The sequence below is a fragment of the Cognatundibacterium jejuense genome, assembly GCF_014284255.1.
GTDB lineage: Bacteria > Pseudomonadota > Gammaproteobacteria > Burkholderiales > Burkholderiaceae_D > Undibacterium > Undibacterium jejuense.
Genome location: NZ_JACOFV010000007.1, coordinates 58593 through 82753 on the forward strand (window position 1 = coordinate 58593; position 24161 = coordinate 82753).

Below are 24161 nucleotides of genomic sequence, written 5' to 3' on the forward strand. Positions count from 1 at the left end.
ATGATTGATGGAAAAAAAAGTGCTGCGGATTTACTTAAAAAGTTGGCTGCAATAGGTTTAGATGAAAACAGTATTCAGGAGCTGATCGATCTGGAAATGATTGCTCCCACGCTTGAGCTCGAGCCTGAGCCTGCGTCTGCGCCTGCATCAGAAAGCGACGAGTCAGACGTGGCAGTCAAGGAGGAAAATCAGCCCCCCATCGCCCAATCAGATAACGTTTCCACTGAGGAAACAGAAGCCGAACAATTCCAGGCAATTTACAATTTCTTTAACGACACCATCAAGAGCGCTTTAGGATTTCGCGGCTTCACTTTACAGCTTAAAGTCGAGCGGGCAAAATCGATCGATGACTTTAAAAATCTGCGTCACGCATACCTTGAGGCAATACTAAAAGTCAAAGGCCGTGAGATGGCGCGCAGTTTGCGGGATAGGCTTGATCTCTTGCTGCATGAGAGTGAAAAAATTAAGCGAGATAGTCTGAGTACGGATACCATCTTCGATTACAAGTAAGTAGTGATTGATTAAAAAAGCCCGGAAAATTATCCGGGCTTTTTCGTATCACAAAAAGCTTATCACTCTTATTCGATGCCTTGGCTAGCCAGATATTCTTCATAGCTACCTCGGAAATCAATGATTTCGTTTTCTTTAATTTCCAGAATACGGTTCGCCAAAGAAGAAACGAATTCTCGGTCATGTGAAACGAAAATCAAAGTTCCAGCGTATTTTTCAAGCGCAATATTGAGAGACTCAATTGATTCCATATCCATGTGATTGGTTGGCTCATCCATTAACAATACATTGTGACGACCCAACATCAATTTACCGTACATCATGCGGCCTTTTTCACCACCAGATAATACTTTGACGGATTTTTTCACATCATCGCCGCCAAACAATAAACGACCCAGGATAGAACGTACCGCCTGATCATCATCACCTTCTTGCGTCCATTGACCGATCCAGTCCGTCAGATTTTTATCTGTTGCAAATTCTTCGGTCGGATCTTGCGGCATGTAGCCGACATTTGCGTTCTCCGCCCATTTAACGGTACCGCGATCCGCATCTAAGCCTGCGATTTCCTTGCCACCGATGCAGCGCAGCAAAGTGGTTTTACCGACACCATTGGAGCCGATAATTGCGATGCGCTCACCAGCCTCAACCATGAGCTCAACATTTTTGAACAAGGTACGATCGTAAGCTTTGGTAATTCCCTGCACTTCAACGGCAAGGCGATGCAATTTCTTCTCACCATCAAAACGCACAAATGGATTTTGGCGACTAGATGGTTTAAATTCTTCAATTTTGATCTTATCAATCTGTTTCGCGCGTGAAGTTGCTTGACGCGCCTTCGACTTGTTTGCAGAGAAGCGACGGACGAAGTCTTGTAATTCAGCGACTTTGTCTTTTGCCTTGGCATTATTGGCCAACTGTTGAGCGCGCGCTTGGGATGATGCGAGCATGTAATCATCGTAATTGCCTGGATAGATTTTCAACGTGCCGTAATCCATATCTGCCATGTGCGTACATACCTGATTCAGGAAGTGACGATCATGGGAAATGATAATCATGGTCGAATTACGCTGATTCAAAATATCTTCTAACCAGCGAATCGTGTTGATATCGAGGTTATTGGTCGGTTCATCAAGCAGCAAAATGTCTGGATTTGAGAACAGCGCCTGCGCCAATAAAACGCGCAATTTCCAGCCAGGTGCAACTGAACTCATCGTCCCCTGATGTTGGTCTGTCGGAATGCCCACGCCCAGCAATAACTCGCCTGCGCGAGCTTCCGCAGTATAGCCGTCATATTCAGCGAACTTCGCCTCTAAATCAGCCGCCTTCATGTAATCGTCATCAGTTGCTTCTGGGTTGGCGTAGATCGCGTCGCGTTCAGCCATAGCAGCCCACATTTCAGTATGGCCCATCATGACGACATCAAGCACACGCATATCTTCAAATGCAAACTGATCCTGGCGCAATTTACCGAGACGTTCGTTTTGATCCAGCATGACGGTACCAGAGGATTGCTCGAGGTCACCACCCAGAATTTTCATGAAAGTCGATTTGCCGCAACCATTGGCACCAATTAAGCCATAACGGTTGCCTTCGCCAAACTTGACGGAGATGTTTTCAAACAGCGGCTTAGGGCCGAACTGCATGGTAATGTTAGCGGTAGATAGCACAGAAAACCTTTTGCGATAAAGATATGAATTAACCTTAAATTATAACATCGCTTGCAGCCAGGATTTTAGTCCCCCAAAGGAGAGTGGCAAAATAAAGCCGTGATTTGAAATCACTCAACGTTTTATCTTAAGTGAAGTCGACTCAAATTCAAGTATCGACAGGAAAACACTGAGACCCTGCCGCAATGCTCAAGCAATCCGTGGATTTACTACAAAAATATTATCTAAATTGCAGTTAAAAACCTCATCACCAGTTTGATTCGAGCGTTGCCTGATGCTTTGCCTGAGCTTTTCTTTGAGCGCGATAAATTCCTGTATCGCCAGAAAATAAATAACTAACAACACAAGCCAAGGCGGCGTAAACGCCAATATCAGCACCAAATAGTTCTATCGCCATAAATGTGGATGCAATTGGCGTATTCGCAGCACCAGCAAAAACCGCCACAAACCCCAAACCAGCCAGTAAGGCAAACGGTAAATGCAGGAAAGGCGCCAGAATATTTCCCAAGCTAGCACCAATGTAGAATAAAGGCGTCACCTCACCACCTTTAAAACCGGTTCCAAGAGAGGCGATGGTAAATAAACCTTTAACCGCAAAATCGTACGAGGCAAGCGGATGCGCAAACGCATCAACAATGCCCGGTATTCCAAGACCAATAAACCGATCAGCGTTAAAAAAATAAGCTACGCTGGCAACAACGATACCGCCAAGAAACGGTCGCAATGGCGCATAACCGATTGAGTCTTTCATCAAGGTACTCAGACCATGCGTCAGCGTAGCAAACACGCGTCCAGTCAAACCAAACACCGCTCCGGCAAATAATATTGCCAAAACAATCCAGGCGTTAAAGCCAGGAATATTAGCGATATGATAATGCGTATGATGAACACCCCATAATAAACCTACCTGGTCGGCGACCACGGCAGCGATCAGACAAGGCAACAAAGAATCAAATCGCAATCTGCCAATCGCCAACACCTCAAGTCCGAAAATCGCACCGGCCAGTGGCGTACCGAAAACCGAAGCAAAACCTGCACTAATCCCAGCCATTAACAAAATTCGCCTGTCCTCGGACTTGAGCTTAAATACATGCGTCAGCTGATCTGCTAATGCGCCGCCCATTTGCACGGCGGTTCCCTCACGCCCAACTGATGCCCCAACCAAATGAGAAATCACGGTACCTGCGAGCACCAAGGGTGCCATGCGCAAAGGAATCACTTTTTTGGGGTCATGGATTTCATCGATCAATAAATTATTCCCTGCCTCCACTTGCTGACCAAAACGCAGATACAGCCAACCGACAAAAAAACCAGCAAGAGGCAAAGCCAGCATCAATTCACGATGCGCAATGCGCGTGGCAGTCGCCCATTCCAGCGCAAACAAGAAAAACGCAGAAGCTGTGCCCGCCAACAAGGCAACCAAGGCTGCCAATGGTAGCCATTTAACTAAATAAATCAATAAATGGTGACGCTCAAAAGCTTCTGAATTTTCCATGTAATTTCTACAGACGATAAGGACTCACTGGCAGCAGCCTTGGTAGCCATGATTAAGATTGAAGTATCACAGCCAAAGCTGTCGCAACAGATAAAAGCAACGCTAATTCCTTTTCAATAAACATATTTTTTGAAAAAGCTTCGGAATCAATAATGCCTATCACACTACCATCATCGGCCAATAGTGGCAAACAAGCTTCTGACTGCACTTTGGGATCGCAAGTGTAATACTCGCCCCCTGCAGCCAGATAAACGCCAACGTCGTTAATAATCCGTGCTTTTCCTGTCATACCAACTGTGCTGTTATTACTCATTGCTGCAAACTCTTGCGTCAAAGGAAATTCAGCACGTGAAGCTGCTCCGAAATAAGCCAGCTTCACCAAGACCGTGTCACCTTGTTGGTTCTGACGCTTCTGGTAAACACCAAACCATTGACTTGCACTTTGCTGCTGATAGAAATCGACGATACTTTGCAATTGACCAAGCATCTGGACGTTGGCTGCTGTTTTACCGCCGAGTATCACTGACAAATCATAAGGCTCCGCTGCCAATTGATCGAAGATAGAACAAGAACCGCCCTCACCCAATTCTGGCACCTGGTATTGCCATTTGATGTTCTCTGGCGACGCTTGAGCCAAGTTATTTAATTGACTCTGGTATCCGGCAAATAGCGTAGAAAAATCTGAAGGCAAGTCTTGTTTTTGAATCCCGCTCCGGGAGAGGTATTGGTCGATTAACATAGGGGTTCCGGCAACTAAAATGCGAGTCAGTTTAGCAGATAGACGCAACGCCGTCAGAACATCTCGCGCGATGCGTAGTTGGATAAAAAAACGCGGTACTAAGACCGCGCTTTTTAAGGCAACACATCAATATATCAGGGGGCGACTTGAAAAACTCGCTCATCTCGCCAGATCAGTTAAACGTTTTCCCTTCCTCCGCCAGCCTTGCCAGTAATGGCGCAGGCTTCCAGGCGTCACCATGGCGTCCTTTGGCATATTTCGCCATTGCCATCACCACATTTGGCAAGCCAACTGTATCGGCATAGAACATTGGACCACCAGTATGCAATGGGAAACCATAACCAGTCAGGTACACCATATCGATATCAGAAGCGCGTGTTGCAATACCCTCTTCCAATATATACGCAGCTTCATTAACGAGTGAATAAATCAAGCGTTCAACGATTTCCTGGTCAGAGATTTTTCTGCGCGTAATTCCCAGATCTGCTGAGTGTTTGACGATCATATCATTCACGACTGATGATGGATAAGCCTTACGGTCACCGGGTTTATAGTCATACCAACCGGCGCCAGTTTTTTGCCCGAAACGCCCCATCTCACACAATAAGTCGGCCGTTTTGGAATAAGTTATTTGTGGCTTTTCGACATAGCGACGTTTACGGATATACCAGCCGATATCGTTACCAGCCAGATCACCCATGCGGAAAGGACCCATAGCGAAACCGAGTTTTTCAACTGCCTTATCAACTTGTTCAGGCGTACATCCTTCTTCCAACAAGAAGCCCGCCTGGCGGCTGTACTGTTCTATCATGCGATTGCCAATGAAGCCGTCGCAGACACCAGACACCACCCCCGTTTTTTTGATTTTCTTGGAAATGCCCAAGATAGTCGCCAGAACGTCATTTGCAGTTTTTTTGCCGCGGACGATTTCCAGCAATTTCATCACATTCGCCGGACTGAAAAAGTGGGTGCCGATGACATCCTGAGGACGCTTAGTGAAATCAGCGATTTTATCCAGGTCCAAGGTTGATGTATTGGAGGCCAGAATCGCGCCCTGCTTCATAACTTCATCGAGTTTTTTAAAGACTTGCTCTTTGACGCCCATGTCTTCGAACACCGCTTCAATCACTAAATCGGCTTGAGCGATTTCTTCATACGAAAGCGTGCCGGTGATCAAGCCCACGCGCTGCTCGAATTTTTCCTGCGTGAGTTTGCCTTTTTTGAGGGTGTTTTCGTAATTCTTGCGTATCGTTGCCAGACCTTTATCCAAGGCCTCTTGCTTCATTTCCAAAATTTGTACCGGAATGCCCGCATTAGCGAAGTTCATTGCAATACCGCCGCCCATGGTACCAGCACCAATGACTGCGACTGATTTAATCGGGCGAACCGGTGTATCGTCCGGTACGTCAGGCAGCTTACTAGCGGCACGCTCACCAAAAAACGCGTGACGCAACGCCTTGGATTCCGTCGATTGCACCAGCTCCAGGAACAAATCACGTTCGAGCTTCATGCCATCGTCAAACCTCTTGGTAACGGCAGCGGCAACGGCTTCGACACATTTCAGAGGTGCGGGGAAAGGCCCTGACATGGCGCGCACGGTATTGCGAGAAAATTGCAAAAAGGCTTCGTAATTTGGATAATCGACTTTGATGTCGCGTACCTTCGGTAACGGGCGAACTGCCGCAACTTTATTCGCGAATGCAAAAGCGGCTTGCATCAGATCGCCCTCAACCACCTCATTAAAGAGCGCGGTTTTTGCCAGCTTCTCGGAAGCTATTGGCGTACCTGAAACAATCATATTGAGTGCCAGCTCCAAGCCAACAACCCGTGGCAAACGCTGCGTACCGCCAGCGCCCGGCAAAATACCTAATTTTACTTCTGGTAATGCGATTTGCGCACCCGGGCTGGCAAGCCGATAATGGCAACCCAACGCCAATTCCAGACCGCCGCCCATGCAAACGCTATGAATCGCCGCAATCACCGGCTTTTCGGATGATTCCAGCACGTTAATCACCGTGTGTAAACTTGGCTCAGCAAATGCTTTCGGAGAGTTAAATTCTTTGATATCAGCCCCGCCAGAGAAGGCTTTTCCAGCACCGGTAATAACGATCGCTGTAATCGCATCATCGTTCAATGCCAGCTTCATGCCTTCAACGATCGCATGTCTGGTCGCAAAACCTAGTCCGTTGACCGGAGGATTAGTTAGGGTAATGACGGCAATATTGCCTTCTGCTTTGTATTCTGCGCTCATGTCTCTTCCTAAATATATGCAGTTTGAATACCGTGTTTGTCAGTCTAAAAACACATAAAGACGGTGATCAAACATGGCGGTGTACGCAAATCAGGTTTTACTATAACTCAAAATAGTACGATCGTATTATTTTTATTTGAAATCTGTTAAAAACGGGCAAATCTCTACGCAAAGATCCACTAAACTTCCAGCCACTCCTGCCGGATTTTGTCATTCGCCATCAGATCTTCTGGAGTTCCTTCAAAGACAATAGAACCGTGCCCCATAACGTAGACGCGCTGAGAAATCTGTAAAGCGATTGCTAATTTTTGTTCCACCAGTAAAACAGAAATACCCCGGCGACGCAGTTCCTCAAGATATTCAGCCACCAATTTGACGATCATTGGCGCCAGGCCTTCGGTAGGCTCGTCGATCATGATCAAATCAGGATCTCCCATTAATGTGCGACACAAGGTCAACATTTGTTGCTCACCGCCAGACATGACCCCCGCCATCGTATTTCTACGCTCTTTAAGGCGTGGAAACATCTGGTACATATCGTCGATACACCACCGCGCCGGTGTATGGGCAAGCTTACCGCTCTTCTGTCCAAGTAACAGGTTCTGTTCTACCGTCAGTGTAGGGAAAATATCGCGATTTTCCGGTACATAGCCTATACCTTTATGCGCAATCTGAAATGCTTTAAAGCCGTTGATCTGCTGCGACTTAAAATGAATTGCACCTTGCGTTTGCACCTGTCCCATAATCGATTTAACGGTCGTCGAACGGCCGACACCATTACGCCCAAGCAAGCTAACGATTTCGTTTTCATTGACCCGTAAATTAACGCCATGCAAAACGTGACTTTTCCCATAGAACGCGTGTAAATCTTTGACTTCGAGCAGTGCACTCATGCGGCATTCTCCATCGGCGCGTGCCCGCCCAAATAAGCATCTTTCACTTGCTGATTTTGACGAATATTTTGCGGCGTATCGCAAGCAATGACCTCACCATAAACTACAACAGCGATTTTGTCGGCCAAGCCAAATACCACGCTCATGTCATGCTCTACCATTAATAATGTCTTGCCTGCTGTCATTTTACGGATCAACTCAACGGCGGCATCGGACTCTGAACGACTCATCCCAGCCGTTGGTTCATCAAGCAAAATAACTTCTGCGCCACCGGCGACAGTAATGCCGATTTCCAGCGCCCGCTGTTCGGCATACGTCAGCGATCCGGCAGTGACATTGCTGCGGGCTTGCAAACCAATTTGCGCCATCACATTCATTGCCAACTCGTGCACATCTTTCAAACCGTTTAAACGTTGCCAAAATGAGTACTTGTAGCCCAAAGACCATAAAACGGCACAGCGCAAATTTTCATACACACTGAGGCGATGGAAGATATTGGTGATCTGAAAGCTACGGGACAGGCCACGCCGATTTATTTGATATGGCGCTAAACCATCAATACTATTTCCATTGAGTAAAATCTCACCAGATGTAATGCCAAAACGCCCCGAAATCAAGTTAAACAAGGTCGATTTTCCGGCTCCGTTCGGACCTATTATCGCTACGCGTTCGCCTTTAACAACCTGCAAGCTTGCACCCCGAATAATTTCGGCTGAACCGAAGCTTTTGCGAACATCCTTTAATTCCAGCGCAAACTGACTCATTCATCCCCCTTTGAGGTAGTCACTTCTATTTCAGCGAGCGCGGTATTCCATGCAAACAGGAACCTGGATTGCGTATAGAGAAATCCCAGTCCTCCCATCAAACAAAAAAATGCAGCGATGAACCACGGTGTACTTTCAAATGCGTTAAATGCGACTCCTGCGATCTTCACAACTGGATCCTGATCGCCTCCGAGTGAGCGCTGATACAACATCTCAACCGCAAGAATGCTGCCTGCAGTAATCAATAGCACAGCAGAAAATATCTTCCAGAACGAAGGCCAGATTTGTCGAAACTTCCCAAATTTAAACATGCGATAGTAAGATGCGCAAATACCAGCAATACCGCCAGGGGCAAACATCACAATCAAAATAAAAAATATCCCCAAATAGAATTGCCAAGCTTTAGTAAAATCAGACAGCATCACCGTTAAGAAGACACCGACCACTGCGCCTATCATTGGCCCAAAAAAATAACCAATGCCGCCGATAAAGCTAAATAGCAAAACGGCACCAGAGCGTAGCGCGCTGACATTCTCAGCCGTCACTATTTCAAAATTAATCGCTGACAAACCACCTGCAATGCCAGCAAAAAAGGCGGAAAGTATCAAGGTCAGGTAACGCACCCATTGCGTGTCGTAGCCAATAAATTCAGCCCGTTCCGGGTTATCTCTGACCGCGTTAATCATTCTCCCCAATGGCGTCTGGGTAAACGCATACATTGCCACAGTACTGATGAAGAGCCAGAACGCGATTAAATAGTAGACCTCAATTTGTGGCCCGAAAGTAATCCCAAGAAAAGCATCGCCCATTACCCTATTCGTTGTGATTCCGCCTTCTCCTCCAAAAAATTTAGGGAACATCAAAGAACAGGCAAATACCAACTCCACCATGCCAAGCGTGATCATAGAAAATGTCGTACCAGATTTTTTGGTCGTAACGTAGCCAAATAACAGGCCAAAAAACAATCCCGCGATACCACCAATAAGAGGAATAATACTTACTGGAATAGTCACCACACCGGTGGCCGCGAAATTCATCGCATGAATAGCGAAGAAAGCGCCTAAACCAGAATACACGGCATGCCCGAACGACAGCATGCCGCCTTGCCCCAATAGCATATTGAAGGACAAACCAAAAATCATCAACGTACCCATCTGCGATAACAAGGACAGCGATGCCCCCTGATTAAAGATTTTTGGGGCAAGGACCAGCAAAACTGCGAAACTAAACCACACCAACAACGTCCCGCCTAAGCGAGAAAGTATGTGTTGTTTCATGATCTACCCCTCTCTCGTACCCAATAAACCACGTGGCCTGAAAATCAGGATCAGTACCAGCAACAGATAAGGCATTACTGGCGCTACCTGAGAAATGGTTAAACTTAAAAGGGAATACCATGGTGAATTCATTTGCACGGCGATACCAATAACTTTCAGGACACTAGCGAGAGAATAGTCAAGAGCGACGGCAAAGGTTTGCAATATGCCGATGAGCAGAGATGCAATAAAAGCGCCACCCAAGGAGCCCATCCCGCCAACGACGACCACGACAAAGATGATGCTACCCAGCGTTGCGGCCATGCCAGGTTCAGTCACAAACGCATTCCCGCCAACCACACCCGCCAGCCCCGCCAATGCGCAACCACCGCCGAACACCAGCATAAAAACGCGCGGGACGTTATGACCGAGCGCCTCAACTGCATCTGGATGCGTCAGGGCCGCTTGAATAATTAAACCGATTCGGGTTTTAGTCAGCAATAGATAGATCGCAAGTAGCATCACCATCGCAACCAACATCATAAATGCACGGTATTTAGGAAAGGTCGTTGTATAGAGCGTAAAAAGAGGACCATCGAGTTCAGCCGGAATCGCATAGGGGATACTAGCTCTACCCCAGATGAGCTGGACAACCTCAAGAATCACGTATGACAAACCAAAAGTAAATAAAAGCTCCGGAATGTGACCATATTGATGGACTTTACGTAATCCAAAACGCTCGACCAAACTCCCCAATATGCCGACGGCAACTGGCGCCAGGACTAATGCAGACCAGAACCCGAAATGCGCACTCAGCATTGCAGCAAAATAAGCACCCAGCATATAAAAACTGGCATGGGCAAAATTAAGCACCCCCATCATGCTAAAGATTAAAGTCAAACCCGAGGACAACATAAACAATAGCAGCCCATAGCTTACGCCGTTGAGCAAAGTAATCAGAGTAAATTCCAAGGTACACAATCCTCTTTAATGAACGTACCGCAAATCGTCCGGAAACCGTCTGCACAATTGCAGCATCGACTGACAAAAAAGAGCGGCATTTTACTTCTGACGCCACCCTTTTTTGAATTGGACTTAGCCAGGTCGCTTCATCTGACAAGACGAAGGCTGTGAGGCAACATAGGAATCGATTTTGATATCTGTCTTCCACCCGAGGCCGGTGTTTTCCTGATCAAAAAAAACGTCTTTGCCGTTGGTTTTCACCCAAGTTGCTATGTACAAAGGTTGCTGCAATTGGTGATCCATTTTGCGCATGCTGACATCGCCATTGAGGCTCTTGAAATTTGCTCCCTCCAAGGCAAATGCCACTTTCACCGGATCGATTGATTTTGCTTGCTTTACCGCTTGCGACATGGCGGTCAGGATTGAATAGGTTGCCATTGAATAGTAGTCGTCTTTGTATTTGGCTTTGAAACCTTGAACAATATCCTTACCTACAAAGCCTTCATTGTTGGTGTTCCAGTAGGCGACATATTTGACGCGATCAATACCCGCCGGACCCATTGCAGTAGGGACGCCGGTTGTGGATGCGTAATAAGTAAAAAAGTTCGCTTTTAGATCAGCATCTTTTGCAGCTTTAATCAGCAAAGCGAGATCTGCACCCCAGTTACCGGTAATAACGGTGTCAGCGCCAGAGGCTTTAATTTTGGCAATGTAAGGGGAAAAGTCTTTGACTTGACCGATAGGATGCAAATCGTCGCCAACTACTTGAATATCAGGGCGTTTGCGAGCCAAATATTCTTTTGCAGCACGACTCACTTGCTGTCCAAAAGAGTAATTCTGCCCAATAACATAGACTTTCTTTACGCTTTTATCGTTGACCAGATAACTGGTTAAGGCTTCCATCTTCATGTCAGAATTGGCATCAAAACGGAAATGCCAGAAACTACATTTGCTGTTTGTCATGTCAGGATCAACGGCGGCGTGATTCAGATACACAATTTCTTTACCAGGATTGCGCTCATTATATTTATTCACTGCGTCCATTAAAGCCAGCCCTGCGCCTGATCCATTGCCTTGAGTGATGTAGCGAAAGCCCTTGTCAATCACCGTTTTAAGTACGTTTAAGGATTCTTGCGGGCTAGCCTTATTGTCAAAGCCTACCACTTCAAATGTATTGTTACCAGCCCACTTTTCAGCATTCGCTTTATCAGCAACGTACTGGAATGAGTTCAGAATATTTTGACCAACTGGAGCAAACGGGCCAGATAAAGGATCGATATAAGCGATTTTGATCGTTTCCGCCATTGATAATGGGGCAAGCAAGGTCAATGAAACTGCAACAATTGAAACACGAAGTGGGAAGGCCATTTGTTTCTCTCCAATGATGGTATTGTGGAAAACGATATTCACCCTGCTGAACTACTGACATCTACGATCTTCTATTCGCTACACTCCTGAAACTGAACATCCAAACATACAAAAAAACAGGCGTTGCTGAAAAAAATGTGATTTTCTTGCAGCAACGCCTTTCAGCCTTATGCCGTGGGCAATCGATGATCTTTAAATTGTTCCCTGAGTTTATTTTTTAAAATCTTCCCTGTCGCCCCCATAGGCAAAGCGTCGATGAACACCACATCATCAGGTGTCCACCATTTCGCGACACGTCCCTCAAAAAATTCAAGTAAAGTTTCTTTTGTCAGTTCGGCACCAGGTTTTTTGACGACCAATAACAAAGGCCTCTCGTCCCATTTTGGATGAAACACACCAATACACGCCGCCTGCAATACGGCAGGATGTGAAACGGCCACATTCTCCAGATCAATTGTACCGATCCATTCGCCCCCGGATTTGATCACGTCTTTGCTTCTATCTGTGATTTGCATATAACCATCAACGTCGATGGTAGCGACATCCCCAGTCGGAAACCATCCGTCTTGCAATACATTTCCGCCCTCGCCTTTAAAATAAGAAGAAATAATCCACGGCCCCTTGACGAGCAAATTGCCGTAAGTCTTTCCATCCCAAGGCAATTCTTTACCGGCGTCGTCGACGATTTTCATATCTACGCCATACAGGACGTGCCCTTGCTTTGCCAATATTACTTCTTTTTCCTCTTCACTCAGATCATTGTGTCGGGAGAGTAAAGTACATGCGGTTCCCAGCGGCGACATCTCGGTCATTCCCCATGCATGCACAACTTCCACGCCATAAGTGTGGCGCAAAGTTTTCATCATGGCTGGCGGGCAAGCAGAGCCGCCAATAACGGTCCGTTTGAAACTGGAAAATTTCAAATCATTCTGACCGACATAGGTCAACAAGCCCAACCACACGGTTGGAACGCCTGCTGAAAAAGTAACCTGCTCTTGCTCGAATAATTCGTAGAGCGATTTACCGTCGAGATGCGGTCCGGGGAAAACAAGCTTAGCGCCTGTGAGTGGACCGGAATAAGGCAATCCCCATGCGTTAACATGGAACATTGGCACCACTGGCAAAATTGAATCACGCGCTGATACGTTAAGGCCATCTGGCAACGCCGAGGCATAAGAATGCAAGATCGTTGATCGGTGCGAGTACAAAGCTCCTTTTGGATGCCCCGTTGTTCCAGAGGTATAACAAAGACTGGATGCAGAATTTTCATCAAACATCGGCCAGACAAAATCATCATTATTGTCATTAATCAAGTCTTCATAGCACAAGAGATTCGCGATTTTGCCATCCGTTGGCATACGATCGCGATCACACATCATGACAAATGCTTTGACGTTTGGACAAAGCGGTGCGATGGCGTGAATAATGGGTAAAAAAGTGATGTCAAAAAACAGATACTGATCTTCTGCATGATTGACGATGTAAGAAATTTGTTCTGGATGCAGACGTGGATTCACGGTATGCAAAACCGCCCCAGAGCCAGAGACGGCATAATAAATTTCCAGGTGACGATAGCCATTCCAAGCCAAAGTTGCGATGCGATCGCCGAGTTGTACTTGTAATTTTTTTAGTGCATTAGCCAACTTTTTTGTACGCTGGTGACATTGCGTGTAGTTGTAGCGGTGCATGTCCCCTTCCACCCGCCGCGATACTATCTCATTTTTTCCAAAGTATCGATCTGCATGTTCGATAATGCTGGAGATCAGCATAGGTTTGTTCATCATCTGACCCAATACCGGACTCATTGCATGCACTGACATTTGCGCTCCTCAAAAAAAATGCTGCTGGTCTGTCACTCGTCTTTTTATCACGTTCCGTCATTGTTTAACCTGATCTCACACGATACTTACCACCAATGCACTATCCGCCATCGTGTAAGTCAGAACGGCCTACCGATTTTTGTACGACCGTTCTAATTCGTCAATCACTATTTTTGCCGCGCAGCAGCATTTCCAACTATAAAACACGCCACATACTGCAATTACCTCATTAAAACAGTGATGATAACGATATTGCAACGCGCAAAAAAGCGTCTCAAAAAGTGCTCAAAAATGTCACATTCAGTTTAACAAAAGGTAAAAAGGCGAGAATAAAACGATATCGTATCGCTCTACCTCGCCTTTCTTAACGCAAAGATGACTTCACGCCTTTATCTGAGTTTTAAGTGCGTTTCGGTCGCAAATTGGTACCAGCGCCAGTGACTGGTGCCCCGGACTCCAATACAAAATTCGCCTCCTTATCTGTTCCTAAAGCCGCAACCAAATATGGCATGACTTCTTTCAAAGTCGCCATCAAAGTCCATGGTGGATTCAAAATGAACATGCCACTACTATGCAAGCCAAAACCATCTGGCGTAGGACCACTGATGGATAAAGTAACGTTTAACCAATCCTTGCTTGGCAGGCGTTTTAATTTATCAGGCAATTGACGGGATTCCTGACGATTTAAGGATGGATACCAGATTGCATAAGTGCCCGATGGGAAACGCTTTAATGCGTCTTCAAGTGCTACCTTGACGCGGCGATAGTCATCTTTGACTTCATATGGCGGATCAATTAACACCAACCCGCGGCGCGATGGTGGTGGCAATAAAGCTTTCAGGCTCTCAAAACCATCTCCATCAGAAATAATCACACGTTTGCCACGCACCGTTGGACGGCGGCCCTGCTCTGCAGCGTGTGCATCAAGTTTTCTGAAATTTTCACTCAGAATTTTGATTTCACTCGGATGCAATTCAAATAAACGTAAGCGATCCTGTTCACGCATGACTTTGTCAGCGCAGTAAGGTGAACCCGGGTAATACCGCATCTTGCCACTAGGATTTAAGGCTTTCACTAAATCCATATAGTCAGCCAAAGCAGGTGGCAAATCTTTTTTATCCCATAGCGGGGCAATACCAGTTTCAAATTCCGCGTTTTTGCTTGCATACCCGCTGTCGAGGGCATACAAGCCTGCACCTGAATGCGTATCCACATAGGTATACGCTGCATCCTTCTGATTCATATATTGAAGTAGTTGGATCAACACAAAGTGTTTGAGCACGTCGGCATGATTGCCAGCATGAAACCCATGGCGATAGCTGAGCATGATGAAATTCCTATAAAAAAATGAAAGGCAACTTGCTGCTGCAAGTTGCCGTGATAATAACGACTAAGACTTTTAAGAACTCAAACAAAATTGCAGCAAAGAAAGCTAAAAGACATAAAAAAATCTAGCTCCGGACCTGCGTATTGGCGAGAGTTCTCCTTATTTTTATTGTTAAAAATGAAGTCAATCGACGCGTTTTCCAAGAATAATTAAATCTCGTTCTATACCATCCAGCGTTGCAACACGAGGCATATTTGCCCATGTGTCGAAGCCAAATGTTTCAAACAATTTAAGACTGGGAGTGTTGTGGCCAAAAATAAAGCCTAATAAAGTATGCACACCAATTGTGGGCGCATGAGCTATCGCCTGCGTCAGAAAGCGTCGCCCTAATCCCTGGCCACGCGCGTCCTCATGCAAATAGATCGATAACTCAGCCGTTCCTGCATACGCTGGACGACCATAAAAATTGGAAAAAGAAAGCCACCCGGTAATTTTACCATCTCGCTCGCTCACCCAGAGCGGACGTCGGTCTGGCGTATGTTCATAAAACCAGGTGTGCCGGGATTCGACAGACACAGGTTCAGTATCAGCAGTCACCTGCCGCGATGCAATCGTGGAGTTATAGATTGCAACAATTGCGGGTAAATCCTCGAATCTGGCGATCCGGTAAGCAAATTCTTCAGACATCATGCATTAAATGGTATGTGTGGCCCGACTGGAACGCAAAGCACCGCCAAGGGCATCCTCAACACGCAAGCGTATACGTTTACCACTTTCGTCATCCGGAAAGTGAACACCGATACCTTGTGACTTGTTATTACCAGCACCTGCCGGCGTAATCCAAGCGACCTTACCAGCAATCGGGTACTTGGCTGGATCATCCAGCAAAGTCAGAATAAGGTAAATTTCTTCACCAATTCTGTAATTCTTGTTGGTTGGCACGAAAATCCCACCATTTTTCAGGAAGGGCATGTACGCGGCAAACAAAGCAGCTTTTTCTTTAATCGCCAGCGATAACACCGATGGGCGATTGGGAGCATTGGGGATACCTGAATCTGATGATAAATCGGACATTTTGTGCTTCCGCGGGGTTTAAGCGAAGAGTGCAGAATACTCCAGCAACATATCTTCTAAAAATAACTTGGCTGACAAAGGATGACTAGCAATTGCCTGGCGTTCATTCGTATTCTTGATGATTTTCAATAAAGAATCCGTATCAATCCTTGCTGCCAAGGCCTTTAATTCTCTTTCATAGCGAGGATAATACCGGATTCTGCCACTTTGTTTAAAAGAAAATATATCGTAAAGCCAACGCTGCATCCAGGCAATCGTGATTGGCATCTCCATTTTTTGCATTTTATCAGCCAATTTAAGACTATTGTCTGCACCTGGTTTGCTCAGTTGCCGCAAAAACTCATCTAACTCTGCACGATTATCAGATTGCGACATCTCCAGCGCAGCAAGTGGTGCTCCACCTTGCTGTGCCAGCCACATATCTGCATCTTTTGCGCCTTGCGCTTGCATCCACCCCAGCGCCTCCTCACGCTCGGGCATGCCCAAGGCAAATTTATGACAGCGTGAAAGTATCGTCGGCAATAATTTATCCAGACTGTTGGTGACAAGAATAAAGACAGTATCCGCACTTGGTTCCTCAAGCGACTTCAGCAAAGCATTTGCGGCAGGAACATTCAATGCCTCAGCGGGATACAAGACAATGACGCGCTTACCTTGTCTATGTGTAGAAATATTCATAAAATCAGACAGCCCTCGTATCTGATTAATAACGATTTCCTTTGAGGGTGTTTTACTCGCCTTGGTAGTCTTACTCGTCGTTTCGGATTCAGCTTCGTTTGATGATGCTTCTTCTTCATCCATTAACTCGGGACGAACCCGTCTGTAATCTGGATGGCTATACTGGCTAAACCAGCCGCAAGACCCGCATGTTTGGCAAGCATGGCCGTCAGTATCAGGATGATCACACAATAAAGACTGCGCCATGTGCTCAGCGAACAAGGTCTTACCTATACCCTGCGGTCCATACAGCAAAAAAGCATGCGGCATACGTGCGCGTAAGGACTGGAAATAATCCCATGCCTGATTTTGCCAGGTAAATAACGGGTTACTCATGCGACCTTCATGGAAGAAGCTAACAGAACATCGATCAGCACATCTAGCTGCTGGCGAATCTCAGCTATCGTTTGCGTCGAATCAATAATACGAAAGCGATCAGGAAATTCTGCCGCACGGCGCAAATACTCATTGCGGGTATCTGCAAAGAAATCAGCCTTTTCTTGCTCAAATTTATCCAACTGACGCGTTGCATCCAAACGAGCACGCGCCACATCCAACGGCACATCAAACAACAAGGTTAAATCGGGCTGCAAATGCGGATGCACCCATTGCTCCAGCGCGTTGAGTTTATCAAGGGACAAATGTCGACCACCGCCTTGATAAGCAAAACTAGCATCGGTAAAACGATCAGAAATCACCCAATCGCCGCGGGACAATGCGGGCTCTATCAATTGCGCAATATGTTCACGGCGCACGGCAAACATCAATAAAGCTTCTGTTTCCAGATGCATTTTTTGTTGCAGTAAAACTTCGCGTAGAGTTTCGCCTAAAGGTGTGCCACCCGGTTCGCGAGAACTGAACACCTTAACATCATGCACTGCCAGGGCTTGTTGCAAACGTTCAGCGACGTAGGCAATATGAGTCGATTTTCCGGCACCGTCAATGCCTTCAAAGCTGATAAATTTTGCGGTAGGTTTCATTCTTGCATTCTATTTTTAGCGTTGATACTTGTTTACTGCCCGATTATGCTCACTCAGATTATCCGAAAATACGCTAGTGCCATCACCACGTGCGACAAAATATAGCGCTTCACTTTGTGCTGGATTTAAAGCAGCAGTTAAGGAAGCCAGCCCAGGCAAAGCAATTGGCGTCGGTGGCAAGCCAGCTCGTGTGTAAGTGTTATAAGGTGTATCAGTCAATAAATCTTTTTTGTAAATTTTACCTTGATAGCGCTCACCCATGCCGTAAATCACGGTGGGATCAGTTTGTAACAACATGCCGCTTTTCAGGCGATTAGCAAATACCGCGGAAATCATAGAACGTTCCGACTTTTGCCCGGTTTCTTTTTCTATAATGGAAGCCATGATCAAAGCTTCATATTTATTTTTATAAGGCAATCCAGCGGAACGTGCTTCCCATGCATCATCGAGGCGCTTCGATTGTGCCGCGTATGCTTGTTGATATACCTGAAGATCGCTCGTACCTTTTGCAAATAAATAGGTATCAGGAAAAAATAAGCCTTCGGGAAGAGCGTAGTCGGCGTTGAGCTTTTTCATCAGATCCCGGTCAGACCACGATTTGGTGTCATGCTTTAAATCTGGACTTGCATCAATCGCTTTTCGCATTTGCGCAAAAGTCCAACCTTCGATCACCGCTACTGCGCCCTGTGAAAACTCTCCATTGACGATTTTATCGAGCAGTTGCAGTGGTGTTTCTCCTGGATCCAATTCATACGAACCGGCCTTAAGTTTGCTTGCTTTACCACTCGCACGAGCTAACAACTCAAAAAAAATGGCAGGGACCGGAACGCCAGCTTCCTGTATTTGTCTCGATGCACTTCGCACACCGCTACCGGCTTTGATTGTAAATTCTACGGTTTTGCCATCTGTATCTAAGGCCTGACCTGACCAGTAGATCAAACCACCAACCATAGCCGCAAGCAACAACACCAGCAAAATAAAAAGATTTTTAATCAGACTCATAGAGCGTATTGAGGAGGGTTGTCGTTAATTATCGATATGTACGTTAATTTTTTACGAGCTGCGTACTAAATATTGCATATTTAAGCATCTTCTTTCGCGCTGACGGGATCAACTGTCCACGTTTAATTTTTTGAAAATAAACTAAAAGCAACGAAACATACTCACTAAATGATATATTTAAAAACAAAAGAAGCTGGCTTCAGCTAACTTTTCGGCTGGCTACTATAATTCACCTATCCTGGCGCGAGCGCTATTGTAAAGCCAACACATGATTAAGTTAAAGCACTTACGAAAAAGTGCACATTCTTATTATGGCCGTAAGTAATTATTATCTTGTTGGTCTTAAGTTAATTCGAAAGTACTGTATTTATGTCGCAAAATTTTTTTACCGAACAACAGATTGAGCTGATTAACGGCAAAATCACTGGATTGACATCGATCTGGAACACGCCAACGTTTGCTAGTGGATACATCACGATTGTGGCCGATTCAGGCCTCATACTCTCGACAGGAGACGATGCAGCGAGTTTTTTACATAATCAATTAAGCAATGACGTTGAACATCTGAACACAGAAATAGTGCGACGCGCAGCCTATTGCACGGCAAAAGGCCGGATGCTGGCAAGCCTGCTTTACTGGAAGACGGAAGACGGTATTACATTGCAATTACCAAAAGAATTGCAACCAGCGATTCAAAAGCGCCTGACCATGTTCATCCTTCGTGCGAAAGCGAAACTGGCAGATGTCAGCGATCAGTCGATTTGCTTCGGGATTGGTGGTGCGCAAGCTAACGCAAGTTTGCACAAATACTTCCCGACTTTACCAGCACTGCCTAATACAAAAATCAGCAATAAGTTTGGCACATTGATACGTTTTCACAATGACGGTCAAAATCCTCGTTACGAATGGATATGCGCAATTGCGCTCGCCTCAGGGATTTGGCTGGAATTAAAATCTCTTTTACAAGTCACCAATACCGACGATTGGTATCTGGCGGAAATTGAAGCGGGCGTTCCACACATTACAGCGCGCACACAAGAAAAATTTGTACCTCAAATGATCAATTTCGAATTGATTGGTGGTGTCAATTTCAGAAAAGGATGCTACCCAGGCCAGGAAATCGTCGCGCGTAGTCAATATCTCGGCAAACTGAAACGTCGCATGGCGCTGGCAGAAATTGCCAGTTCAGAGTTAGCAGAAGGCACTGAAGTATTCAACGAAACAGATTCAGAACAATCGTGCGGCCTAGTCGTCAATGTTGCCAGCATTGATGCACATCGTAGTCTTGCCTTGGTCGAGATGACATTAGCGGATCAGGAACAAGGAGGCATACATTACGGCACCCCTGATGGTCCTGTCGTCAAATTATTACCTTTGCCCTACGAAATAACAGACATTACACGCTAATCAGTCGATTATTTTCAACCGTGCCGTTGGCACGGAATTTTTGTGATGCTATTCGCATCCTGAATTTATCCAACGCCACAATCTTCACGATGAAGTTAAGCACATGAATTGTTACGTCTATTTCAAAGCAAAAATAGAGCACGAGGCTGCAATTATCATTGAAGAACGCAAGTTAAATGAAATTTTGCGTCAGCGTTTTAACTATATGCCGCGTTTAGAAAGAAGGCCGGATACCACGAATGGCTTACATACGTGGATGGAGGTTTATGAGGACATATCTGATACATTTGAGCAAGATCTGAAATTAGCTCTGATGCAAACAGATTTACCCAATTTGCAGTACAGTGAACGCCATGTAGAATTTTTTTTGAATGTAGATGTATGTGCCTGATTGTTTTTGCCTGGAAATTACTCCCTTGCAGCCCATTGGTCGTGGCGGCTAATCGTGACGAGTTCTACGACCGACCTGCAAGTCCTGCAGAATGGTGGTCAGATTCGCCGCAGATTTTTGCCGGCCGCGACCTGCGATCCGGTGGCACGTGGCTGGGGATTCAAAGCGACCAAGATGGCAATCCAGCGAAAAAATTTGCAGCAATAACGAATATACGTGCACCATCAGAAAAGCGCGATGATGCCCCTTCGCGAGGAGAGTTAGTGTCCAATTTTCTGCGCTCTGATTTATCAGCACAGGAATATATTGCAAGCCTTCAAGGCAAAGTCGACGACTACAATGGATTTAATCTTTTAGTTGGCGATCAGAATGATTTGATCTGGTTTTCCAATCGACATCTCGACAATCCAAAAAATGGCGTACCATTACCGCCTGGCATTTACGGCATCTCCAACGCGGCCTTGGATACCTGCTGGCATAAGGTAGTTCGTACCAAAGCAGAATTTGCCAGCCTTATTTGCCAGCTCGCGCCTGAAGACGCGTTCTTTGAAATGCTGGCCAATACGACCCAAGCGCCAGATTGCCGCTTACCGGACACGGGAATTTCATTTGAAATGGAGCGACTGCTCTCGTCGCCGTGTATCGTCTCAGATGGTTATGGCACCCGTGTATCTACACTGGTCAAAATTCACGCTCATCATCCGGCAGAATTTCACGAAAAAATCCTGCGTTAACTTTCTGTTTCAGATCAGTTTGTCAAAACGACCTGATCGGAGATCGCCATAAGTAAAAGGCGGCGAGGCATTTCAATGCGCATGGCAAGATTGCATAAGCAGAAGATAACGCGTGCAGTCCCTCGGGTGAGGTAGTTCCGGGCTGATAACCCAATACCTGCAAAAGTGGTAAAGCCAAACCTGCCGCTAATGCCAGATTCATTTTATTCGCCCAACTCCAGGCGCCGAAATAACTCCCCTCATAGCGCTCGCTGTGCCCTGCTCTATGAATTACCGCGGCCAACAAAGCGGGGGGCAACGCCAAATCAGCCCCCAGAGAAAAACCAGTAAAGACGCAAATCACCGCGAATGGGATTAAATCGTATGAGGACAGGTTATATGCCCAGATAAAACTCCCTATGGTGATCAGCATCGACAACAACCATGCATCTCGTTCATGTGTTCGCTTAGCAAACGCGCTCCAAAAAGGCATAGAAATCACCGCCGAAATGAAATAAATCAGCAGAAGATAGCCAGACTGCTCAGCAAGATGTAACTGATCTTTGGTATAAAACAAAAACAGTGTCGCGGGTATGGCAGCAGCGATACCGTTGAGGACAAAAACACTGAACAAACTACGAAAATCGGGATTTTTGAACATCACACGCCAGCTCAATGAGGCGCTCACCACATCCTGACGATGTACAACGGCAGGTATCCATCTGAACAAACTAGCCGCGCCTATCAACAAGCTCAGACCTAGCAACAAAGATAGCCAGGTGAAAGTGACCAGCTGCCCAAGCACAGCAACACTCAGAACTCCGAGCAAACCGCAGCATTCACGCACCGCACTCAAACGCATACGCTCGCCGGGCAACTGCGTCAAAGCCGCACCCCACGCCTGATAAGCAATACTAGCAAGGCTAAATCCAGCGTAGACGACAATTAAAGAAACAAAAAACCAACTAAATATTGCCACCCCCTGCTCTTCTGGTGGGTGAAATAAGGCAAAGAAGCCGATCAACAAAAGTGGAATCGCATACAAAATATAGCGTCCATAGCCCTGCCCTTGCGACCGCTTATCAATCAGCGAACCGATATACGGATCGAAAAAAGCGTCAGCAATACGCGAAATTAACAGCGCTGTTCCAACCGCACTTAAAGAAACACCAAAACGTTCCGCATAAAACTGCGGGACATACACATAAATGGGCAAAGCAATAAACGCCAGCGGATAAGCGAGCAAACCATAGGCTAATAGTCGTGAAAACGGCAAAGTCATCATTGGTCAGTGCTTTCTGAAAAGCCCTCAAATACATTGCACAAAAAAAACAAAAATTAAATGAAGGAGTAAATAATTGGCGATTATTTTTTTGTTGAGTGAACAGCCGTTGAATAAAAAAAGCGCGTTCATTATTTCATGAACACGCTTTTTTTGTCGCTAACCTATTTTTGAGAAAATCTACCGCATAAATATTGTAGCTTTAAGCGTTAACTAAGTTCTTCCAAGCGCAACTTAGTCACCTGTCCAAACACCGTCGATAACTGTTCAATCTTCTGTATCGCTGCAACGATATTTTTCTCTTTGGTCTGATGCGTCAGGATAATGATATCCGTGCGAGTTTCGCCATCACCTGGTTCTTTTTGCAGCATCGCATCGATAGAAATACTCAGGTCAGCCAGAATACGAGTCACGTCCGCCAGCACGCCGGGACGGTCTTCCACATGCATACGCAAATAGTAACTGGTCACGATTTCTGACATTGGCAAAATTGGCAGATTGCTGATAGAACCCGGCTGGAAAGCCATGTGGGGAACTCTGTGTTCAGGATCAGCCGTTGCCAGGCGCGTGATATCGACCAGATCGGCAATCACTGCAGAAGCGGTCGGTTCAGAACCAGCACCTTTACCAGAATACAACGTCGCACCGACAGCATCGCCTTGTACCAGCACGGCATTCATCGCACCTTCGACATTGGCAATCAAACGTTTTGCAGGAATCAAAGTTGGATGCGTACGCAGCTCAATGCCATCGACAGTACGCTTCGTAATACCCAACAGCTTGATACGGTAGCCCAATTCTTCCGCATAACGGATGTCAACCGCTTGTAAGTTCGAGATACCTTCAACATGCGTAGCATCAAACTGCATAGGCACGCCAAATGCAATCGAAGCCATAATACTTGCCTTATGTCCAGCGTCGATACCCTCGATATCAAAAGTCGGATCCGCCTCAGCGTAACCCAATGCCTGCGCTTGTTTTAACACGGTATCAAAATCCAGGCCTTTATCGCGCATTTCTGACAGGATAAAGTTAGTGGTGCCATTGATGATGCCAGCAATCCATTCAATACGATTGGCTGTCAAACCTTCGCGCAGCGCCTTGATGATAGGAATACCACCAGCAACAGCAGCTTCAAATGCCACCATTACACCCTTTTTATGAGCGGCTGAAAAAATTTCGTTACCGTGAATTGCAAGCAAAGCTTTATTGGCAGTAATAACGTGCTTACCGTTGGCAATCGCTTGCAGTACCAAATCTTTAGCAATACCGCAGCCGCCAATGACTTCAACGACGATATCAATATCCGGATGATTGACGACCAAAGCTGGATCATTCACTACCTCGACTCCATCGCCTACAATCGCGCGAGCGCGTTCAACGTTGCGGGCTGCCACCATAATAATTTCAATCGGACGTCCGGCGCGGCGAATAATTTCCTCTTGATTTCGCTTCAATACATGGAATGTGCCGGTACCGACGGTACCTATGCCTAGCAGACCTACTTTGATGGGTTTCATATAGTTTAAACAGTCGAGT

The 24161-nt window shown here is 46.0% G+C and carries 22 protein-coding genes; 4 read left to right on the top strand and 18 right to left on the bottom strand.

Going from position 1 to position 24161, the window contains the following annotated elements; genetic code table 11:
• The gene (locus H8K32_RS08995) at positions 1-510 is read left to right on the top strand and encodes a hypothetical protein (RefSeq protein WP_246447244.1); all 510 of its coding nucleotides are present in this window, start codon (positions 1-3) and stop codon (positions 508-510) included.
• A gap of 68 nt (positions 511-578) precedes the next feature.
• On the opposite strand, the gene H8K32_RS09000 is transcribed toward H8K32_RS08995, so the two are convergent.
• The 16 genes from H8K32_RS09000 to mltG form a co-directional block, all read right to left on the bottom strand.
• Positions 579-2180 (bottom strand): ABC-F family ATPase, encoded by a 1602-nt coding sequence (locus H8K32_RS09000; protein WP_186912157.1) that lies wholly within the window; start codon positions 2178-2180, stop codon positions 579-581.
• A 247-nt stretch (positions 2181-2427) separates the two neighbouring features.
• The gene (locus H8K32_RS09005) at positions 2428-3675 is read right to left on the bottom strand and encodes a voltage-gated chloride channel family protein (protein WP_186912158.1); all 1248 of its coding nucleotides are present in this window, start codon (positions 3673-3675) and stop codon (positions 2428-2430) included.
• A gap of 52 nt (positions 3676-3727) precedes the next feature.
• Complete coding sequence (locus H8K32_RS09010) at positions 3728-4414, bottom strand: GAF domain-containing protein (RefSeq protein WP_186912159.1); 687 nt, start codon at positions 4412-4414, stop codon at positions 3728-3730.
• Between the two features lie 172 nt (positions 4415-4586).
• A complete protein-coding gene (locus H8K32_RS09015; protein WP_186912160.1) occupies positions 4587-6665 on the bottom strand; it encodes a 3-hydroxyacyl-CoA dehydrogenase NAD-binding domain-containing protein in 2079 nt (692 codons plus the stop codon).
• Between the two features lie 179 nt (positions 6666-6844).
• Positions 6845-7558 (bottom strand): ABC transporter ATP-binding protein, encoded by a 714-nt coding sequence (locus tag H8K32_RS09020; RefSeq protein WP_186912161.1) that lies wholly within the window; start codon positions 7556-7558, stop codon positions 6845-6847.
• Entirely contained in the window at positions 7555-8322 is a 768-nt protein-coding gene (locus tag H8K32_RS09025) for an ABC transporter ATP-binding protein (RefSeq protein ID WP_186912162.1), read from the bottom strand. Before H8K32_RS09025 ends, H8K32_RS09020 begins: the two co-directional genes overlap by 4 nt.
• Entirely contained in the window at positions 8319-9599 is a 1281-nt protein-coding gene (locus H8K32_RS09030; protein WP_186912163.1) for a branched-chain amino acid ABC transporter permease, read from the bottom strand. The genes H8K32_RS09025 and H8K32_RS09030 overlap by 4 nt, the downstream gene beginning before the upstream one ends.
• A 3-nt stretch (positions 9600-9602) precedes the next feature.
• On the bottom strand, positions 9603-10550 hold the full coding sequence (locus H8K32_RS09035) for a branched-chain amino acid ABC transporter permease (RefSeq protein ID WP_186912164.1): 948 nt from the start codon (positions 10548-10550) through the stop codon (positions 9603-9605).
• 123 nt (positions 10551-10673) lie between these two features.
• On the bottom strand, positions 10674-11909 hold the full coding sequence (locus H8K32_RS09040; protein ID WP_186912165.1) for a branched-chain amino acid ABC transporter substrate-binding protein: 1236 nt from the start codon (positions 11907-11909) through the stop codon (positions 10674-10676).
• Positions 11910-12076: 167 nt separating this feature from the next.
• On the bottom strand, positions 12077-13729 hold the full coding sequence (locus tag H8K32_RS09045) for a 3-(methylthio)propionyl-CoA ligase (protein ID WP_186912166.1): 1653 nt from the start codon (positions 13727-13729) through the stop codon (positions 12077-12079).
• Positions 13730-14129: 400 nt separating this feature from the next.
• Positions 14130-15056, bottom strand: coding sequence for a 23S rRNA (adenine(2030)-N(6))-methyltransferase RlmJ (locus tag H8K32_RS09050; RefSeq protein ID WP_186912167.1), 927 nt, complete (start codon positions 15054-15056; stop codon positions 14130-14132).
• Between the two features lie 183 nt (positions 15057-15239).
• Positions 15240-15743: a GNAT family N-acetyltransferase gene (locus H8K32_RS09055; RefSeq protein ID WP_186912168.1), complete on the bottom strand. Its 504-nt coding sequence runs from the start codon at positions 15741-15743 to the stop codon at positions 15240-15242.
• Between the two features lie 6 nt (positions 15744-15749).
• Positions 15750-16130 (bottom strand): PilZ domain-containing protein, encoded by a 381-nt coding sequence (locus H8K32_RS09060; protein ID WP_186912169.1) that lies wholly within the window; start codon positions 16128-16130, stop codon positions 15750-15752.
• An 18-nt stretch (positions 16131-16148) separates the two neighbouring features.
• A complete protein-coding gene (gene holB / locus H8K32_RS09065) occupies positions 16149-17183 on the bottom strand; it encodes a DNA polymerase III subunit delta' (RefSeq protein WP_186912170.1) in 1035 nt (344 codons plus the stop codon).
• Positions 17180-17827 (bottom strand): dTMP kinase, encoded by a 648-nt coding sequence (tmk, locus tag H8K32_RS09070; protein WP_186912171.1) that lies wholly within the window; start codon positions 17825-17827, stop codon positions 17180-17182. The genes holB and tmk overlap by 4 nt, the downstream gene beginning before the upstream one ends.
• A gap of 15 nt (positions 17828-17842) precedes the next feature.
• Entirely contained in the window at positions 17843-18829 is a 987-nt protein-coding gene (gene mltG, locus H8K32_RS09075) for an endolytic transglycosylase MltG (RefSeq protein ID WP_186912172.1), read from the bottom strand.
• 369 nt (positions 18830-19198) lie between these two features.
• Here mltG and ygfZ point away from each other — a divergent pair, with 369 nt between their 5' ends.
• The 3 genes from ygfZ to H8K32_RS09090 all read left to right on the top strand — a co-directional run bounded on the left by ygfZ (position 19199) and on the right by H8K32_RS09090 (position 21361).
• Positions 19199-20236: a CAF17-like 4Fe-4S cluster assembly/insertion protein YgfZ gene (gene ygfZ, locus H8K32_RS09080; RefSeq protein ID WP_186912173.1), complete on the top strand. Its 1038-nt coding sequence runs from the start codon at positions 19199-19201 to the stop codon at positions 20234-20236.
• A gap of 103 nt (positions 20237-20339) precedes the next feature.
• Positions 20340-20627: a DUF4936 family protein gene (locus H8K32_RS09085; protein WP_186912174.1), complete on the top strand. Its 288-nt coding sequence runs from the start codon at positions 20340-20342 to the stop codon at positions 20625-20627.
• Positions 20618-21361, top strand: coding sequence for an NRDE family protein (locus H8K32_RS09090; protein WP_186912175.1), 744 nt, complete (start codon positions 20618-20620; stop codon positions 21359-21361). Before H8K32_RS09085 ends, H8K32_RS09090 begins: the two co-directional genes overlap by 10 nt.
• Positions 21362-21383: 22 nt before the next feature.
• Here H8K32_RS09090 and H8K32_RS09095 read toward each other — a convergent pair whose 3' ends face one another.
• Together H8K32_RS09095 and H8K32_RS09100 are read right to left on the bottom strand one after the other, a co-directional pair.
• On the bottom strand, positions 21384-22625 hold the full coding sequence (locus H8K32_RS09095) for an MFS transporter (RefSeq protein WP_186912176.1): 1242 nt from the start codon (positions 22623-22625) through the stop codon (positions 21384-21386).
• Positions 22626-22831: 206 nt separating this feature from the next.
• On the bottom strand, positions 22832-24142 hold the full coding sequence (locus H8K32_RS09100; protein WP_186912177.1) for a homoserine dehydrogenase: 1311 nt from the start codon (positions 24140-24142) through the stop codon (positions 22832-22834).
• Between the last annotated feature and the right edge of the window lie 19 nt (positions 24143-24161).